Below are 14824 nucleotides of genomic sequence, written 5' to 3' on the forward strand. Positions count from 1 at the left end.
TTAGATTATGAACTTAGAAAATAAAAATAAAGAAATTCCTGAAGAATTTAAAAAACTTGCTGAAGACTTTAGTAAAAATGGTTTTATCACAACTTCACTTGATAATTTAATAAACTGGTCAAGAGCTGGTTCATTACACTGGATGACTTTTGGTTTAGCTTGCTGTGCTGTTGAGATGATGCAAACAGCAATGCCAAGATATGATTTAGAAAGATTTGGTGCTGCACCAAGAGGGTCACCAAGACAATCTGATGTTATGATTGTAGCTGGAACTTTAACTAATAAAATGGCACCGGCATTAAGAAAAGTTTATGATCAAATGCCTGAACCGAGATATGTTATTTCGATGGGTAGTTGTGCAAATGGTGGTGGTTATTATCACTACTCTTATTCTGTAGTCCGTGGTTGTGATAAGATAGTACCTGTGGATATTTATGTGCCAGGATGCCCTCCATCAGCTGAAGCATTACTTTATGGAATTTTGCAATTACAAAAAAAAATTAGAAACAAAGGATCTTTTGAAAGGTAATTTATATGCAAAATTTAATAGATCTTGAAAAAAAAATTAACTCGGAACTTACAACTAAAATTAAAAAAACTGAGATTAGACATGAACAGTTATATATTAATATTGATAATGAAGATTTGATAGATGTAACGTTATTTATTAAAAGTAACGAGAATACAAAATTTAGACAGTTAATTGATATTACAGTTGTTGATTACCCTGAAAATGCTCAACGTTTTAAAGTTGTGTATTTGTTTTTAAGTCATGAATTTAATCAAAGAATTATATTAAGTTACCTAATAAGTGAAAATGAAGTTATTCCATCACTAACACCCATTTATCCTGCAGCAAATTGGATGGAGAGAGAAGTTTTTGATATGTATGGAGTTAAGTTTAAAGACCATCCAGATATGAGAAGAATACTTACTGATTATGGCTTTGAAGGACACCCCTTAAGAAAAGATTTTCCTTTAACTGGTCATACTGAAGTTAGATATAGCGAAGATCAAAAGAAAGTTATTAGTGAACCAGTTAAGTTAGAGCAAAATTATAGAAATTTTGATTACGAAAGCCCTTGGGAAGGAACAAAATATATTAAAGATCAAGCTGACCTTGAAAATGACAAAAAAAATTAAAACATTAAATCTAAATTTTGGACCTCAGCACCCTGCAGCTCATGGTGTGTTAAGATTAATTTTAGAATTAGATGGAGAGGTTGTTGAAAAAGCTGATCCACATATTGGTCTTCTACACCGGGGAACAGAAAAGTTAATAGAAAATAAAACGTATATGCAAGCAGTCCCTTATTTTGACAGACTTGATTATGTTGCTCCAATGAATCAGGAACATGCTTTTGCTTTAGCTATAGAAAAAATTTTAAAGATAAATGTTCCAATTAGAGCCCAATTAATCAGAGTAATGTTTTGTGAAATTGGAAGAATATTAAGTCATATATTAAATGTTACAACTCAAGCTCTTGATGTAGGCGCTTTAACTCCATCACTATGGGGTTTTGAAGAACGTGAAACATTAATGACATTTTATGAAAGAGCATCTGGTTCAAGACTACATGCCAATTACTTCAGGGCCGGTGGTGTTCATCAAGATTTACCGATGGGTCTTGAAGAGGATATAGGTAATTTTTGTGAGTCGTTCCCGAAGATAATAGATGATCTAGAAACATTATTGACTGACAACAGAATATTTAAACAGCGAAATGTTGATATAGGAATTGTAACCAAGGAAGATGCGTTAGATTATTCTTTTAGTGGTGTTATGATTAGAGGCTCTGGAGTTCCTTGGGATCTAAGAAAATCTCAACCTTATGACTGTTATGAACAACTAGAATTTAAAATTCCAGTAGGAAAAAATGGAGACTGTTTTGATAGATATTTATGTAGAATTGAAGAAATGAGAGAAAGTGTTTCAATAATCAAACAATGTTTAAGTAAAATGGAAAAAGGACCAATTAAATCATTAGATGGAAAAATTAGTCCTCCACCTAAAAAAGATATTAAACAATCAATGGAAGCTTTAATTCATCACTTTAAATTATTCACTGAAGGTTATCGTGTTGACAAAGATGAAATTTATACTGCTGTTGAAGCACCAAAGGGTGAATTTGGTGTTTATTTAATATCTGATGGAACCAGCAAACCTTACAAATGTAAAATTAGAGCTCCTGGCTTTTCTCACCTACAAGCAATGGATTATTTGATTAAAGGACATATGCTTGCTGATGTACCTGCTGTTTTAGGTTCGTTAGATATTGTTTTTGGAGAGGTTGATAGATAATGAGTTTAAGAAAACCCGCAAAAGAACAACCAGAAAAATTTGAATTCACAGCAGATAGTCTAGCCGCAGCAAAAGAAATGATTTCCAAATATCCAGAAGGAAAACAACAAAGCGCTGTAATGGCATTACTATATATCGCTCAAAAACAAAATGATAACTGGATACCACTTGCAGCAATGAAATATATCGGAAAGTTTTTAGATATGCCTTATATAAAAGTTTATGAGGTGGCCACTTTTTATACAATGTATAACCTATCACCAGTTGGAAAACACTTTATTCAAGTTTGCACAACTACACCATGCATGATCAGAGGAGCTTATAAACTTGTTGAAGCATGCAAAGAAAAAATTTCAGAAAATGAAAATGAATTATCTACTGATAAATCATGCTCATGGATGGAAGTTGAATGTTTGGGTGCATGCGTTAATGCCCCAATGATGCAAATTAATGATGACTATTATGAAGACCTAGATAAAGAAAAAACTTTAAAAATTTTAGATGAGATACTTGACGGTAAGACGCCAAAGCCAGGATCTTATAGAGGAAGAGTTAATAATGAACCTGAAAATAACAGAAAAACACTTTTGGATTTAAAAAATGCTTAACGATAAAGATAGAATATTTCAAAACCTATATAATGATAAAGGTTCAGATGTTGAGTCTTCAAAAAATAGAGGCGACTGGGTAGATACTGCTGAAATAATAAAAAAAGGTAGAGAATGGATTATAGAAGAAGTTAAATCATCGGAATTAAGAGGAAGAGGTGGTGCTGGATTTCCTACGGGTCTTAAATGGTCTTTTGCCCCAAAAGAACTTGGTTCTAGACCTCACTATCTAGTTATAAATGGTGATGAATCTGAACCTGGCACATGTAAGGATCGTGATATTTTAAGGTTTGAACCTCACAAATTAATAGAAGGATGTTTGATTGCTTCTTACGCAGTTCAGGCCCATGTTTGCTATATTTATATACGCGGCGAATATTTTATTGATGGACAAAAACTTCAAAAAGCAATCGATGAAGCTTATGAAAAAAAACTTATAGGAAAAAATGCCTCTGGTACTGGCTGGGACTTAGATATTTATATTCATTATGGAGCAGGCGCTTATATATGTGGTGAAGAAACAGCACTTCTAGAAAGCATCGAAGGTAAAAAAGGTCAGCCAAGATTAAAACCTCCTTTTCCAGCTTTAATAGGATTATACGGATGTCCAACAATAATTAATAATGTGGAAACTATAGCTGTTGTTCCGACGATTTTGAGAAAAGGTGGTAAATGGTTTGCGTCATTAGGAAAAGCGAAAAATACAGGAACTAAAATATTTTGTATATCTGGAAATGTTAATAAACCATGTAACGTTGAAGAGGAAATGAGTATATCTCTTAAAGAGTTAATAGAAGTACATGCTGGCGGAGTAATTGGTGGATGGGATAATCTACAAGCAGTAATACCAGGTGGATCTTCTATGCCTATTATACCAAAAAAAACATGTGAAACTTTAACAATGGATTTTGATTCACTTGTTGCTGAGAAAAGTGGTTTAGGAACCGCAGGTATTGTCGTTATAAATAATGATCAGGATATTATTAAATGTATGGCAAGAATTGCTAGATTTTATAAACATGAAAGTTGTGGACAGTGCACACCATGTAGAGAAGGTTCTGGATGGATGTGGAGAATGTTAGAAAGAATGGCTAAGGGAGAAGCGTCAAAAGATGAAGTAGAAATGCTTGGTGATGTTACAAATCAAATTGCTGGTCATACTATTTGTGCTTTTGGTGAAGGATCTTCATGGCCTGTCCAGGGTTTGTTAAGACATTTTAGAAAAGAAATTGAGAAACGAAACAATTTTGAACCAACAATAAAAAAAAATAATGAAGTTCCTTATTTAGTCGATCAACATTTATTGGATAAAAAAAATGCCTAAATTAAAAGTTAACAATATTGAAGTTGAAGTTGAAGATGGCTTAACAGTCTTACAAGCTTGTGAAAAAGCTGGAGTTGAAATTCCAAGATTTTGTTATCACGAAAAACTTTCAATTGCTGGAAATTGTAGAATGTGCCTAGTTGAAATGGAAAAATCTCCAAAACCAGTTGCATCATGTGCGATGCCTGCTGCTGAAGGTATGAATATTAAAACGAATACTGAATTTGTTGAAAAAGCAAGAAAAGGTGTGATGGAATTTTTACTTGCAAATCACCCATTAGATTGTCCTGTATGTGATCAAGGTGGCGAATGTGATCTTCAAGATCAATCAATGTTTTATGGGGTAGATAAATCTAGATTTAAAGAAAATAAAAGACAAGTTCCTGAAAAAAATATGGGTCCTTTAATTAAAACTCAAATGACAAGGTGCATCCATTGTACTAGATGTGTTAGGTTTGCAACAGAAATTGCTGGTGTACCAGAAATAGGAGCAATAGGACGTGGTGAAGATATGCAAATAACTACTTACCTTGAGCAATCAATGCAATCAGAATTATCTGCTAATGTTGTTGATTTGTGTCCTGTTGGAGCTTTAACATCTAAACCATATGTTTTTGAAGCAAGACCTTGGGAATTAAAAAAGACCGAATCTATTGATGTTATGGATGCTATTGGCTCTAATATAAGAGTTGATACCTATGGCTGGGAAGTTAAGAGAATTTTACCAAGAATAAACGAAGACATTAACGAGGAATGGATTTCTGATAAAACAAGACATGCTTGCGATGGTTTATCAAATCAAAGACTAGATACACCTTATATTAAGTATAATGGAAAATTTGAAAAAGCATCATGGTCTGAAGTTTTTAATATAATTAAATCTAAGTTTAAAAACACTGATAAAGAAAAAATCTGTGGGTTAACTGGTGATTTAGTCAATATGGAAACACTTTATATATTTAAAGAATTTTTTAATAAAACATTAGGTTCTCAAAATATAGAGTCTAGAGATAATTACAGTTATTTAAATCCAGGAAAGCGAGAAAATTATTTATTCAACTCATCAATTAATGGAATTGAAGAAGCTGATTTTATTTTCCTTTTAGGGACTAACCCTAGATTTGAAGCAACAATTTTAAATGCCCGAATTAGAAAATCCTATCTTCAAAACAAAACTAAAATTATTTCGCTAAATGAAGTAGGTGACCTTACATACCCTTACCAGTCTTTAGATGGAAACACTGAAACTGTTAAAAAAATTATCGAAGGTAAACATGAGGTATCTGATTTAATTAAACAAGCAAAGAAACCTATGATTATAATGGGTCAATCTGCACTAAAAAGTAAATCATCTAAATATATTTTTGAATCAATCAAGCAATTTTTAGATGAAAATAATAAACTTTCCAATGATTGGAATGCTTTAAATATAATTTCTGAAAATGCATCCACGGTAGGTGCGTTTGATCTTGGGGTATATAAAACAACTGATGGTGACAATGAAGTTTTGAAAGACTTGGAAGATCACAAGTTTGAAATTGTTTATCTTCTAGGTCTAGACACTATTAATTTTGAAAAAAAAAATGAGTTTATTATTTATCAAGGCTCTCATGGAGATAAAGGAGCGGAAATAGCAGACATTATTTTGCCAGGGGCTGCTTATACAGAACAAAATGGTTATTTTACAAATTTAGAAGGTAAATTACAAAAAGCCTACAAAGCATCATATCCACCAGAACTTGCAAAAGATGATTGGGTAATAATAAATGAACTTGCAGAGTCCATGAATCATAGAAAATTATTTAATGATAAAGATGAGCTGGATAGCAGTTTAATTAATCAAATAAATCTACATATTGAAAAAAATAACTCTTTAACTTCATCAAAAGTTAAGGAATTAATTTTTGAAAATGAATTGATTAAAATAGATAATGATTATTATTATTCAAATGTAATTGCTAGAGCTTCAAAAACTATGTCTGAGTGTAGACATTTAAAAGCAGATTTAAAGTCTACAGGAACAGAAGGTTAATTTATGGAATATCTTAATATTATTTTTTTACAAACTTACAAAATATTATTTTTATTAGTTCCTGTTTTAGTTTCTGTGGCTATGATTGTGTGGCTTGACCGGCGTATTTGGGCCTTTGTACAAAAAAGGCAAGGACCTAATGTTGTTGGACCTTTTGGTTTACTTCAATCATTAGCTGATGCATTAAAATATATTTTTAAAGAAGTTATAATTCCTTCAAGTTCAAATAAAGTAATCTTTATACTAGCACCAATTGTAACTATGACTTTGGCCTTAGTTTCGTGGGCTGTTATTCCATTCAGTGCAACCCAAGTATTGGCTGATATTAATGTAGGTGTCCTTTATCTATTCGCTGTTTCTTCTTTGGGTGTTTATGGAATTATTATGGGTGGTTGGGCTTCAAATTCAAAATATCCTTTTTTAGGTGCTATTAGATCTGCTGCACAAATGGTTTCCTACGAAGTATCAATTGGAGTTATTATTATAAATGTTTTGCTTTGTGTTGGTTCTTTAAATTTGAACGATATAATTATGGCTCAAGAAAATTTATGGTTTATAATTCCATTATTTCCAATGTTTGTGATTTTCTTTATTTCTGCATTAGCGGAGACAAACAGACCGCCATTTGATTTGCCTGAAGCAGAAGCAGAACTTGTTGCGGGTTATCAAACTGAATATTCAGGCATGATGTATGCAATGTTTTGGCTTGGAGAATATGCAAATATTCTTTTGATGTGCGCTATGGGGTCAATACTTTTTTTAGGTGGGTGGCTATCGCCCATTGATCTTTATCCATTTAACTTAATTCCAGGCGCAATTTGGATGATTTTTAAAATATTATTCTTATTTGTTTTGTTTGCCTTGGTTAAAGCTATTGTTCCAAGATATAGATACGATCAATTAATGAGACTAGGATGGAAGATATTTTTACCATTATCATTAACATGGGTAGTTCTAACAGCTAGCTATTTGTTTTACTTCAACTTATTACCGGTTAATTAATTATGAAAATTTCAAGAATATTTAAAACAATTTTTTTATTAGATTTTTTAGGCGGCTTAAATATTGCTATCAAAGAAATATTTAAATCTAAAAAAACAATAAATTACCCTTTTGAAAAAGGAAAAATAAGCCCAAGATTTAGAGGTGAGCATGCTTTAAGAAGATATCCTAACGGTGAAGAAAGATGTATTGCATGTAAGTTATGTGAAGCTGTGTGTCCAGCTCAAGCAATCACAATTGAATCCTCTGAAAGAGCTGATGGTAGCAGAAAAACTACTAGATATGATATTGATATGATGAAATGTATTTATTGTGGTCTTTGTGAAGAGTCTTGTCCAGTTGATGCTATTGTACAGGGGCCTAATTTTGAATTTTCAACTGAAACAAGAGAAGAGCTTTATTATAATAAAGAAAAATTACTCGATAATGGAGATAGATGGGAAAATGTTTTAGCAGCCAATATTAAAGCTGATAACTCTCACAGATAATTATGTTAGCGCACGCAATATTTTTTTATACGTTTTCTTTTATAGCAATTGTTTCTGCTATAATGGTAACAGTATCTAAAAACACTGTTCATTCTGTTTTCTTTTTAATTTTAGATTTCATAAGCATTTCATGCCTATTTATAATGATCGGCGCTGAATTTTTGGGAATGATCATGTTGATTGTTTATGTAGGTGCGGTTGCTGTTTTATTTTTATTTGTAGTTATGATGTTAAATGTAGCTCAACAAAAAAATCAGTGGTTTAGTGCACAGGAAAGTTCAAAACATATACCTATTGGACTAATAGTAAGTGTTATAATATTTTTCGAATTAATAATCGTAATTGGTGGATGGAAATATAAACCTGATCTTGTCTCGGCAATGTCTTTAACAATAGATAAAAATATAACCAATACTCATTCAATTGGTTACGTTCTGTATACAGATTACATTCATGTTTTTCAGTTAAGTGGAATGATTTTATTAGTTGCAATGATAGGTGCTATTGTTCTTACATTTAGACAAAGATCTGGAGTTAAAAGACAAAGTTATTTTAGTCAAATATCTCGTGAAAGATCAGATGGTGTTGAATTAATTGATGTTGAGAACAATAAAGGAGTTAAATCTGATGATTAGTATAGGTTTAGGTCACTATCTTACATTGGCTGCAATAATTTTTACTATCGGCATAGTCGGATTATTTTTAAATAGAAAAAATATTATAGTAATTTTAATGAGTATTGAGCTTATTTTATTAGCTGTAAATATTAATTTAGTTTCATTTTCAATATTTTTAAACGATATTTCTGGTCAAATATTCACTCTTTTTATATTAACTGTTGCAGCGGCAGAGGCGGCAATAGGTTTGGCAATTATTGTTGTCTATTATAGAAACTCATCAACAATTGATGTTGAGAAAATTGACAGTTTAAAAGGATAATATGGAATTAGCTTTAATATTTCTTCCATTATTAGCCTCAATAACTTCAGGTTTTTTTGGTAAATATTTAGGAGATAGGAATTCAGAAATTGTAACTAGTCTTTTTGTGTCAATTTCAGCGTTACTTTCAATTATATTATTCTATCAAGTAATTGTTAACGGATATGAAAGTAATGTAGTTGTAGCAACTTGGATTAACTCTGGAACTTTAGATGTTAATTGGTCTATTAAAGTTGATGCCTTATCATCTGTAATGCTTGTTGTTGTAACTTTAGTTTCAGCTTTAGTGCATATTTACTCAATTGGTTATATGTCTCATGATCCACATAAGCCAAGATTCATGGCTTATTTGTCACTTTTCACTTTTTCAATGCTAACATTGGTTACCTCTGATAATTTTCTTCAGCTATTTTTTGGATGGGAAGGTGTAGGGCTTTGTTCATATTTCTTGATTGGTTTTTGGTTTAAAAAAGAAACAGCAAATGCAGCTGCAATAAAAGCCTTTGTGGTAAATAGAGTAGGTGATTTTGGCTTTGCTTTAGGAATTTTTTTAATCTTTTATTTATTTGGCACTGTAAACTATGTAGAAGTTTTTAATCAAATTCCGCAAATTGTTGAAAAAAAACTTTTATTTTTAGGAATGAATGTTGGAGCAGTTGATTTAATTTGTATTCTTTTATTCATTGGAGCGATGGGTAAATCAGCGCAAATTTTCTTACACACTTGGTTGCCGGATGCCATGGAAGGCCCCACACCAGTTTCAGCTTTAATTCATGCGGCTACCATGGTTACAGCTGGTGTTTTTTTAGTTGTAAGATGTTCTCCAATTTTTGAATACTCACCTCTTACACTAAATATAATTACTGTTGTTGGAATGACTACAGCTTTTTTTGCTGCAACTGTAGCTTTAGTGCAAACTGATATAAAAAAAATAATTGCATACTCAACTTGTAGTCAGCTTGGTTATATGTTTTTTGCGGCAGGAGTAGGTGCTTATAATGTTGCTATGTTTCACTTATTTACTCATGCCTTTTTCAAAGCTTTACTTTTTTTAGGTTCTGGATCTGTAATTCACTCATTTAAAGATGAGCAAGATATTAATCAGATGGGAGGTGTTTATAAAAAACTTCCATACACCTATATATTTATGATTATTGGAACATTAGCTCTTACTGGTTTTCCATTCTTATCTGGTTTTTATTCAAAAGATGCAATTATAGAATTTGCGTATCTTAAAGGAAATACAACAGGATATTATGCGGCAGGTGTAGGGATTTTGACTGCTGTTTTAACATCAATTTATTCTTGGAGATTAATTTTTAAAACGTTTCATGGAGATTATAATAATAAAAAAATTAATATTAACGAAATGCACGAATCCCCATTAGTAATGCTTTTACCTTTATTTATTCTTGCTATTGGAGCTATTTTTGCTGGTTTTTTATTTAAGGATTTGTTCATTGGCAATAGTAGTGGAAATAGTTTTTGGGGAGATTCAATTAAATTTTTAAATCCATTAAGTACAGAACACCCTCCTTTATGGTTTCCTTTAACTACACCAGCACTTGTATTAACCTCCATTCCAATTTCTTATTATTTATTTGTTAAAGATAAAGATATTCCAAATCAAATTGCTCAATCCAATAAACCATTACATAACTTTTTAATAAACAAATGGTATTTCGATGAACTTTATGATGTTTTGTTTATTAAATTTTCAAAAAAATTAGGAATATTTTTTTGGAAGGTGGTTGATGTTAAAATTATTGATAAATTTGGACCAGATGGAGTTTCTTCATTGATTAATAGGCTATCTTTAAAAGCAAGTAAATTTCAAAGTGGATTTATCTATCAATATGCATTTATGATATTATTAGGATTTTCTGCGTTATTAACATTTTTAATTTTGAATTAATGAATTTTCCAATTTTATCATCTTTAATTTTACTTCCTGTAGTGGGTTCTTTGTTTCTATTATTTTCTAAAGATAAGAATTCTAATACAGGTAAATATGTTGCTTTATTTACATCGTTTGTTAACTTTTTAATTTCTTTATATCTTTGGTATCAGTTTGACCCAACCACTTCTGATTTTCAGTTTGTTGAAGATAGAGAATGGTTAAAGGGAATTATTAATTATAAGATAGGTATTGATGGAATATCAATCTTATTTATAGTTTTAACTGCGCTAATAACACCACTTTGTATAATCTCAGTTAACAATACTGTTAAAGACAGACTTAGAGACTTCCTGATTGCTATCTTAGTAATGGAAAGTTTAATGATTGGTGTTTTTTGCTCTCTTGATCTTGTTATATTTTATTTATTTTTTGAAGCTGGATTAATACCTATGTTTTTAATAATTGGAATATGGGGTGGAGCAAGAAGAGTATATTCAGCATTTAAATTTTTCTTATACACATTACTTGGTTCTGTTTTAATGCTAATTGCTATAATTTCGATCTACTGGATATCAGGAACCACAGATATAACTCAGCTTTATGAACTAGGTATAGACACCAAATATCAAAATTTATTATGGTTAGCTTTCTTTAGTTCTTTTGCCGTCAAAACTCCAATGTGGCCTGTACACACTTGGTTGCCAGATGCACACGTTGAAGCACCTACTGCTGGCTCTGTTTTGCTTGCAGCTATATTACTTAAAATGGCTGGTTATGGGTTTATTAGGTTTTCTTTAGGACTTTTCCCAGTAGCTTCTGATTTATTTACGCCTCTTGTTTATGCCTTGAGTTTAATTGCTATTGTATACACATCTCTTGTTGCCCTGATGCAAGAAGACATGAAAAAGTTAATAGCGTATTCTTCAGTTGCACACATGGGATTTGTTACATTAGGTATTTTTACAATTACCCAACAAGGTATTGAAGGAAGTATAGTTCAAATGATAAGTCATGGTTTGGTTTCAGCAGCATTGTTTTTATGTGTTGGGGTTGTTTATGATCGTATGCACTCCAGATTAATAGCAACTTACGGTGGCTTAGTTTCGGTTATGCCTAAATATTCTATATTATTTATGCTTTTTACTTTAGCTGCATTAGGCTTACCTGGTACTAGTGGTTTTATAGGTGAATTTTTAATACTAATGGGGGCATTTAAAGATAATTTCTTAGTAGCAGTTATAGCTAGTTTAGGTGTTATTTTTGGCGCCGCATATATGTTGTGGCTATATAGAAGAGTTGTATTTGGAGAGATTAAAAATAAAGAACTCTTAAAAATGCCTGACCTTAATAATTCAGAAAAATTTATTTTGTGGTGTTTAGCAATACCAGTTTTATTTTTTGGATTTTATCCAGAACCTCTTATTAATACGATTGAAATTTCTGTAAAAGATTTAATAGAGATGTACAATTTTAACTTAAATATGAATATAACAGAGGTACAAAATTAATGGATAATTTAAATTTTATACTACCTGAAATATTTATATCTTTGTCTATAATGTTTTTATTGCTTCTTGGAGTTTATAAAAAGAATAGCTCAAATATTGTTCATAATCTTGCAGTAGGTTCTTTACTTATTACGGGCATTTTAATTTTTAATAATCCGTTAGATCAAAATATTTCACTATTTAATGATGGTTACATTGTGGACAATCTTTCATCATTTATGAAAATACTCACTATTTTAGGAGGTGCATTTGTTTTATCGATTTCAACAAGATATCTCAAAATATTTAAGATTTTTTTAATAGAATATCCAGTTTTAATTCTTTCTTCAATTTTAGGCATGATGGTAATGATCAGTTCAAATGATCTTATGGTTTTTTATATAGGTCTTGAGTTGCAATCTTTAGCTTTATATGTGTTAGCATCATTTAATCGAGATCAATTAAAATCTTCAGAGTCTGGACTAAAATATTTTGTTTTGAGTGCTTTATCATCAGGATTATTGTTGTATGGATGTTCTTTGGTTTATGGGTTTTCTGGATCAACTAATTTTAATGTTATTGGTGATGTAATGAATTCATCTCATTATGGTTTAACATTTGGAATTGTTTTTATACTTGTTGGTTTGGCATTTAAGATATCAGCTGTACCATTTCACATGTGGGCACCAGATGTGTATGAAGGCTCTCCAACTGCTGTCACATTATTCTTTGCAATTGTACCAAAAGTTGCTGCTCTTACGGTATTCATAAGATTTTTATATATACCATTTGTTAATATGATCGATCAATGGCAACCTATATTAATATTTTTATCAATCGCTTCTATGATCTTTGGTGCTATTGCTGCAATTGGTCAAAATAATCTTAAAAGGTTGATTGCATATAGTTCAATTGGTCATATGGGTTATGCTCTAGCTGGTTTGTCCACAGGTTCAAACGAAGGCATTCAAAGCTCCATCGTATATATGTCGATATACTTAGTTATGAATCTTGCCTTTTTTAGTTGCCTATTGATGTTAAAGAGAAATGATGCGTACTATGAAACCATTGATGATTTATCAGGGCTATCAAAAAATCATCCAATTTTATCTTTATCATTACTAGCTATCCTTTTTTCATTAGCAGGTATTCCTCCACTAGCTGGTTTTTTTGCAAAATTTTATATTTTTAAAGCTGTCATAGAGCAGTCAATGTACTTCTTGGCTATTGTAGGTCTTTTATCAACGGTAATAGCTGCATTTTATTATCTCAAAATAATTAAGGTTATTTACTTTGATAAAGAAAAGGAAAGTTATGACACAGATCATAATATTTGGCTAAAAGGATCCCTGACTTTTTCAACATTATTAATTCTCTTATATTTTATTTTTCCAAGCAAATTAGTGGAAATTGTATCTAGAATTAATATTATTTAATGAAATTAAAAAAGTTCAATTTTAAAACTGTAAATAGTACTAACGATCTAGCTATACAAATAATTAAAAAAACCAATAACAAATCTGGAATTATAATTGCTGAAAAGCAAAAAAAGGGAAGGGGTCAATATGGAAAAAAATGGACTTCTTTTAAAGGAAATTTATTTGTTAGTATTTTTTTTAAAATTAACAAAGTCCAATTATCATTGAAAGATTTGACAAAAGTTAACTGTCTTTTAGTTAAAAAATTATTATCAAAATTTTATAATGGTAAAATTATAATTAAAAAACCAAATGATTTATTAATAAATAAAATGAAAATTTCAGGTATTTTACAAGAAATATTAATTAAATCTGGTGAAAAATTTATTGTTGTTGGAGTGGGTATAAATTTGACCAAGAGTCCAATTATAAAAAACTATTTAACTACAAATTTGTTTGACTTAACTGGCATTAAAATTACACCTAATTATGCTGCTTTAAGTTTAAAAAAAATTTATGAAACTTTTATTCCAATGTTTCCTAAATTTAATATAAAAAACTTAGATAGAAATTTAAAATGATTATTGTTGGCGATATAGGAAATACTGAAACTAAAATTTGTTTAGTAAACTCTAAAAACATTATTATTAAACGTGTTTCTTTATTAACAAAAAAAATAAATCACTCCTCACTTAATAAATCTTTACTTGGCCTAAATCTAAAAAATAAATCAATTAACAAATGTTTATTTTGCAGCGTCGTACCAAAAAAATTTAATGCAGTTAAAATCTTTTTTAAAAAAGTTTATAAAATTAAGTGTCACGAACTAAAAAAACTTAATTTAAATAAATTGATTAAGATTAAAGTTAATTATAAACAAATTGGTTCAGATAGATTAGCAAATGCAATTAGCATCATTAATAATAAGGATAATTTTATAATTTTAGACTTTGGAACTGCAACCACATTTGATGTTTTGATTAAAAATACTTATCATGGTGGCGTTATAGCACCTGGTGTTAAACTCTCATTGGATACATTAACCGATAAAGCATCACAAATTCCAAAGATCAATTTAAAAAAAACAAATAGAGTAATTGGTTTAAACACTATTAGTGCTGTTAGAGCAGGTTTTTTTTGGGGATATGAGGGTTTAATTGACAATATTGTTAATTTAATTAAGAAAGAGACTAAGATGTCCTTTAAAATTATTATTACTGGAGGATTTTCTGGTTTATTCAAAAATTCAATAAAAACGAAAGTTACATTAAATAAAGACATAACAATTAAAGGCCTAATCAGAGCCACTACCTTAATTAAATAA

At 30.3% G+C, this 14824-nt stretch carries 15 protein-coding genes; all 15 read left to right on the forward strand.

Features of this window, described 5'->3' with window-relative positions:
* Positions 1 to 7 precede the first annotated feature (7 nt).
* Genes AC5SLW_RS02400 through AC5SLW_RS02470 form a run of 15 tightly spaced genes read left to right on the forward strand, consistent with a single transcriptional unit; the run spans position 8 to position 14824 of the window.
* Entirely contained in the window at positions 8 to 529 is a 522-nt protein-coding gene (locus AC5SLW_RS02400; protein WP_006997035.1) for a NuoB/complex I 20 kDa subunit family protein, read from the forward strand.
* A 5-nt stretch (positions 530 to 534) separates the two neighbouring features.
* Positions 535 to 1143 (forward strand): NADH-quinone oxidoreductase subunit C, encoded by a 609-nt coding sequence (locus AC5SLW_RS02405; protein ID WP_494575614.1) that lies wholly within the window; start codon positions 535 to 537, stop codon positions 1141 to 1143.
* Complete coding sequence (locus AC5SLW_RS02410) at positions 1127 to 2302, forward strand: NADH-quinone oxidoreductase subunit D (RefSeq protein WP_006997033.1); 1176 nt, start codon at positions 1127 to 1129, stop codon at positions 2300 to 2302. The genes AC5SLW_RS02405 and AC5SLW_RS02410 overlap by 17 nt, the downstream gene beginning before the upstream one ends.
* Positions 2302 to 2910 carry an NADH-quinone oxidoreductase subunit NuoE gene (gene nuoE / locus AC5SLW_RS02415; RefSeq protein ID WP_011282014.1) on the forward strand — a complete coding sequence of 203 codons (609 nt, stop codon included), beginning with the start codon at positions 2302 to 2304 and terminating at the stop codon, positions 2908 to 2910. The genes AC5SLW_RS02410 and nuoE overlap by 1 nt, the downstream gene beginning before the upstream one ends.
* The gene (nuoF, locus tag AC5SLW_RS02420; RefSeq protein ID WP_018414058.1) at positions 2903 to 4234 is read left to right on the forward strand and encodes an NADH-quinone oxidoreductase subunit NuoF; all 1332 of its coding nucleotides are present in this window, start codon (positions 2903 to 2905) and stop codon (positions 4232 to 4234) included. Before nuoE ends, nuoF begins: the two co-directional genes overlap by 8 nt.
* Complete coding sequence (gene nuoG, locus AC5SLW_RS02425) at positions 4227 to 6266, forward strand: NADH-quinone oxidoreductase subunit NuoG (RefSeq protein WP_271741176.1); 2040 nt, start codon at positions 4227 to 4229, stop codon at positions 6264 to 6266. The genes nuoF and nuoG overlap by 8 nt, the downstream gene beginning before the upstream one ends.
* A 3-nt stretch (positions 6267 to 6269) precedes the next feature.
* A complete protein-coding gene (nuoH, locus tag AC5SLW_RS02430; RefSeq protein ID WP_006997029.1) occupies positions 6270 to 7268 on the forward strand; it encodes an NADH-quinone oxidoreductase subunit NuoH in 999 nt (332 codons plus the stop codon).
* A 2-nt stretch (positions 7269 to 7270) separates the two neighbouring features.
* Complete coding sequence (gene nuoI, locus AC5SLW_RS02435) at positions 7271 to 7756, forward strand: NADH-quinone oxidoreductase subunit NuoI (protein ID WP_006997028.1); 486 nt, start codon at positions 7271 to 7273, stop codon at positions 7754 to 7756.
* Between the two features lie 2 nt (positions 7757 to 7758).
* Entirely contained in the window at positions 7759 to 8391 is a 633-nt protein-coding gene (locus tag AC5SLW_RS02440) for an NADH-quinone oxidoreductase subunit J (protein ID WP_006997027.1), read from the forward strand.
* Positions 8387 to 8695: an NADH-quinone oxidoreductase subunit NuoK gene (nuoK, locus tag AC5SLW_RS02445; RefSeq protein WP_026225064.1), complete on the forward strand. Its 309-nt coding sequence runs from the start codon at positions 8387 to 8389 to the stop codon at positions 8693 to 8695. The genes AC5SLW_RS02440 and nuoK overlap by 5 nt, the downstream gene beginning before the upstream one ends.
* A gap of 1 nt (position 8696) precedes the next feature.
* Entirely contained in the window at positions 8697 to 10610 is a 1914-nt protein-coding gene (nuoL, locus tag AC5SLW_RS02450; protein ID WP_494575617.1) for an NADH-quinone oxidoreductase subunit L, read from the forward strand.
* Positions 10610 to 12103 (forward strand): NADH-quinone oxidoreductase subunit M, encoded by a 1494-nt coding sequence (locus tag AC5SLW_RS02455; protein ID WP_006997024.1) that lies wholly within the window; start codon positions 10610 to 10612, stop codon positions 12101 to 12103. The genes nuoL and AC5SLW_RS02455 overlap by 1 nt, the downstream gene beginning before the upstream one ends.
* Complete coding sequence (gene nuoN / locus AC5SLW_RS02460) at positions 12103 to 13518, forward strand: NADH-quinone oxidoreductase subunit NuoN (RefSeq protein ID WP_494575619.1); 1416 nt, start codon at positions 12103 to 12105, stop codon at positions 13516 to 13518. The genes AC5SLW_RS02455 and nuoN overlap by 1 nt, the downstream gene beginning before the upstream one ends.
* Positions 13518 to 14081, forward strand: coding sequence for a biotin--[acetyl-CoA-carboxylase] ligase (locus AC5SLW_RS02465; protein ID WP_494575621.1), 564 nt, complete (start codon positions 13518 to 13520; stop codon positions 14079 to 14081). Before nuoN ends, AC5SLW_RS02465 begins: the two co-directional genes overlap by 1 nt.
* Positions 14078 to 14824, forward strand: coding sequence for a type III pantothenate kinase (locus AC5SLW_RS02470; RefSeq protein WP_494575623.1), 747 nt, complete (start codon positions 14078 to 14080; stop codon positions 14822 to 14824). The genes AC5SLW_RS02465 and AC5SLW_RS02470 overlap by 4 nt, the downstream gene beginning before the upstream one ends.

Source organism: Candidatus Pelagibacter sp. PS_40 (genome assembly GCF_059417765.1).